Origin of the sequence: Mycobacterium sp., from assembly GCF_036488105.1 — a bacterium.
In the GTDB taxonomy this organism is placed as follows: Bacteria; Actinomycetota; Actinomycetes; order Mycobacteriales; family Mycobacteriaceae; genus Mycobacterium.
Genome location: NZ_DASXHW010000382.1, coordinates 1 through 3,296, shown reverse-complemented (window position 1 = coordinate 3,296; position 3,296 = coordinate 1). Strand labels below are relative to the sequence as shown.

Here is a 3,296-nt window from a genome sequence, read left to right as displayed (position 1 = left end):
CGCCCCGTACAAGACGCGCAGGAGGCTTTCGACCGACAGGATTTCGCCGAGGCCTTCCGTTTGTGGTCGCGCGCCGCGGCCGGCGGCAACCGCGAAGCACAGTTCCGCCTCGGCCAGCTTTACTTGCGCGGCGACGGCGTCATCCGCAACGCCCCTGACGCGATGGCCTGGTACCGCCGCGCCGCCGAGCAGGGCCATGCCGAGGCGCAATACCAGCTGAGCCTGCTCTATCAGTTCGGCCGCGCCGATTTCGGCCCGCTGACGATGGGCGAATGGTACCGGGTCGCCTCCGGCGAAGATAAGGACGCGGCGGACAGCAACCTCGAAATCCTGTCGCCAAATGGGCTTAGCGTCGACCGCGACGAGGCGGAATCGCTGCGCTGGACGCTCGCTGCCGCCACGCAGGGCCACCCGGCGGCACAGGCCAACGCCGCGATCTTCTATTCGCGCGGCGGCCCGTGTGAGGTCGATTACGACGAGGCTCGCTTCTGGTACGAGCTGGCGGCGCGCGGCGGCAATGCAGAAGGCGAATTCGGCCTCGGTGTGCTCCACGCCAACGGTTTCGGTGTCGCTGTCGATCACCCGGCCGCCGCCGAGCACTACCGCCGCGCCGCCGACAACAACCACGACGGTGCCCAGCTTGCGCTCGGCCTGATGTATCTCTCGGGCGCGGGCGTCGAGCGCGACCCGGCCGCGGCCGCGGCGCTGTTTCAAAAAGCCACCGAGCGCGGCAATGCCCGCGCCTGCTTCAATCTCGGGCTGCTGCATTGGCGCGGCGACGGCATTCCGCAAAACCTCGTCGCCGCGGAAAGCTGCTTCCGGCGCGCGGCGCGCGGCGGCTTCCCGCAGGCGATGATGACGCTGGCGCAGATGTACAGCGCCGGCCAAGGCTCGACGGCCAACAAGTTCGAGGCGGTGAACTGGTTCCGCATCGCCGCCGAGGCCGGCATCGCCGAGGCGCAATTTACCGTCGGCACCTTCTATGCCCGCGGCGAGGGCGTCGCGCTGCGGATGAGTGAGGCGGCGAAATGGTTCGAGCTCGCCGCGCGGCAGGGCCACGCGCTGGCGCAGTTCAATATCGCCACGTTCTACATGAACGGCGGCGGTGTCGAGCGCGACCCGGCGCGGGCGGTCGAGTGGTTCACCCGCGCCGCCGAGCAGGACATGACCAAAGCGCAAGTCAGGCTGGCCCAGCTCCATATGAGCGGAGACGGGGTGCCGGCCGACCCGGCGACGGCGGCATCGTGGCTCGGCCGCGCCGCGGCGAACGACGAGCTCGACGGCATGCTCGGCCTCGCGCAGCTGCTAATCCGCGGCCAGGGCATCGAGCGCGACGAGGCGCGTGCCGAGACGCTGCTCACCCGCGCCGCCGAACGCAACCACCTGCCGGCGCTCCTCACGCTGGGCCAGCTGCGAAAGCAGCAGGGCCGCGCCGACGAGGCGATGCGTCTGTGGCGGGCGGCCGGCGAGGGCGGCTTTTTGGAGGCGCAGCTCTTTCTCGCGCGCATCCATCTGCGCGGCGAGGGCATCCCGCGCAGCGACGAGATAGCGGCGCAATGGTTGTGCCTAGCTGCCAGGCAAGGGCATGCCGCCGCGCAGGTCCAGCTGGCGATGATGTATTGCGTCGGCCAGGGGGTGGCGACCGATCTGCCGGAAGCGACGAAATGGTGTCGCCGCGCCGCCGAGCAGGGCGATCGGCTCGCTCAGTACAATCTGGCAGTGATGCTGGCGAAAGGTGTCGGCACCGAGCGTAACGACGCCAAAGCGATCGCCTGGTGTGCCCAGGCCGCCGAGAAAGGCATGCCGGAAGCCGAGCTGATGCTCGGCGACCTGATCGCCAGCGGCCGCGGCACCGAGCCCGACCCGGCGGCTGCGCGTGCCTGGTACGAAAAGGCCGCCACACATGGTCTCGCTGCCGCCCATACGCGATTAGCGCATACACCCACTCATGCTGATTGGGACGCCTCTTCTGCGTCGCGGCGCTAGGCAACCCGCACGCCTAGTCCACCATCCAACCGCACTTCGTCGGTGCTTGGGCTTCAGAAGCGACGGCTAACGGCGGAACCAGGCCATCGGCGCGCGGTTGGGCGAAGGTCTCTTTTCTACCCGACTGATACCGCCCTGATTAAGGGCTGACCTTTTCGACCCAGGGGTAGGAGCAGAGGGATCGGATGCGTCCGGTTTCGGCGAGCAGGCCATTCCAGGCGTCGCAGCAGGCATTGATGATTTCGGCTGGTCCGGCGAAGACGCGGTGAGTGAGGCGGCTGTCCTTGAGATAGAGCCAGAGCCGCTCGATCGGGTTGAGCTCGGGCGAATAGGGCGGCAGGAAGACCGGGGTGATGTTGGCCGGCACGACGAGGTCGCCGGCGATATGCCATCCCGCTTTGTCCATCAGCACGACGGCGTGCGCGCCGGGGGCGACGGCCTGGGAGAGTTCGACGAGGAAGAGGTTCATCGCTTCGGTGTCGAGCCGGGTCATCACCAGGGCCACGCCGGTGTCGCGCCGGGGGCACACCGCGCCGATGATCCAGGCCGAGCGGTGGCCGAAGTCGCGCCGCCCGCGCGGGGTATGGCCGCGCTGCCACCAGATGTAGCCGATGCGGCCGGTCTGCCCGACGCGCGCCTCATCCTGGCTCCACACCTCGAACCGCTCGGCCTCGGGATGGGCCGCTACGATCTCGCCCAGGCGCGCGGCGAACCCCCTTTTTTGAAGGCCTCTTGCGCCCTCGCATCGCTCTTCGGGTGAACCGGGCGGGTCTTGCGGTGCGACAGGTCGAGCGACCACAACAGCCGCAGCATTCCCGTCTCGCTGTAGACAACACCCCAGCGTTCCGCCACCACCCGGCACAGATCGACGATCCGCCAGCGCTCGACCTGGTCGACCGCCGGATCGGGGCCGCGCAGCACGATCGCCTTCAAGGCGGCCATCTGCCCTTCGGTCAGCTTCGGCGAGCGCCCCGGCGCCGGCCGGTTGGACAGCCCGGCGATCCCTTCCGCGTTGTAGCGGCGAACCCAGTCGCGCAGCGTCTGCCGGTCCATTCCGGCCAGCCGCGCCGCCGTCGCCCGGTCCATCCCCTCCAGCGCGTTGGCGATCGCGATCAGCCGGGCACCGACCCGCCCGTCATGCCCCCGCGCCCGCCGGCGCAGCTCGCCAGGATCAACATCGTCGCGGATCGCCAGAGCAGGCATTGTGGCTTCCCCCGTCAATAACCACAAAATCTGCTCTCTCAAGAATCACAGCCCCGCGCGCGCCGCAACCCCCTTCGCGAGTCACCCTCTATTCAGGTCGGTATGAG

The 3,296-nt window shown here is 68.9% G+C and carries 2 protein-coding genes; one reads left to right on the top strand and one right to left on the bottom strand.

The window, feature by feature from the left end:
- Nucleotides 1-1,986: SEL1-like repeat protein (locus VGH54_RS20185; RefSeq protein ID WP_331513854.1), on the top strand; the 1,986-nt coding region annotated here is incomplete at its 5' end.
- A 139-nt stretch (nt 1,987-2,125) separates the two neighbouring features.
- Here VGH54_RS20185 and VGH54_RS20180 read toward each other — a convergent pair.
- Nucleotides 2,126-3,189, bottom strand: a protein-coding gene (locus tag VGH54_RS20180; protein ID WP_331513853.1) for an IS630 family transposase whose coding sequence is annotated in 2 segments (ribosomal slippage) — nt 2,126-2,701 and nt 2,704-3,189 — 1,062 coding nt in all. Because the reading frame shifts where the segments join, the coding sequence is not laid out codon by codon here.
- Nucleotides 3,190-3,296: the final 107 nt, after the last annotated feature.